Consider the following 531-nt stretch of genomic DNA (forward strand, 5'->3'; position numbering starts at 1 on the left):
GTTATGAACACGTCGTTTACAACAGTTGCTTATTTATGGGTGGTTTAATTTATCAAGTTGATACATTGCACTTCATACCAGCTATTTCGAATATCGCTGCGGCTTTTATCGGTAACTATATTGGAGGAGGACTCATTATAGGTTTATTCTATGCTTACTTGAATGATCATCATCAATTTTATAAAAATAATTAACTCTATTTGAACAATGCGTTAGTCGATGCCTTAAATATTTAGAAGTGCATTGTCTAACGTATTTTTTTAAAGTTCGTCAATGGTTTTTGTCCGATGCTATGAGCATTATCAAATACAAAATGCTCTCTTAAAAGCAGTTATTGACTGAAAATCTACTTCTAAGAGAGCACTTTATTTAATCGGTTAATTTATTAAAAACTAACAGAAATATAATTACTTAAGAAATCTTGAAATTTCAATATACGATGTTTATGATAAGTCGCTTATTTCATCTTTAGGCTTGTTATTAGTAAGTAGTTTAATACCACTGACTAACCATAAAGCAAATGTAATTATG

The 531-nt window shown here is 29.6% G+C and carries 2 pseudogenes; one reads left to right on the forward strand and one right to left on the reverse strand.

The window, feature by feature from the left end:
- Positions 1-194 (forward strand): annotated as a pseudogene (locus tag IDG60_RS01605) (formate/nitrite transporter family protein); the annotation flags it as partial.
- A 249-nt stretch (positions 195-443) separates the two neighbouring features.
- Here the strand turns inward: IDG60_RS01605 and IDG60_RS21855 are convergent.
- Positions 444-531, reverse strand: a pseudogene (locus tag IDG60_RS21855) (DUF4064 domain-containing protein); the annotation flags it as partial.

The organism is Staphylococcus sp. EG-SA-2 (assembly GCF_017152085.1).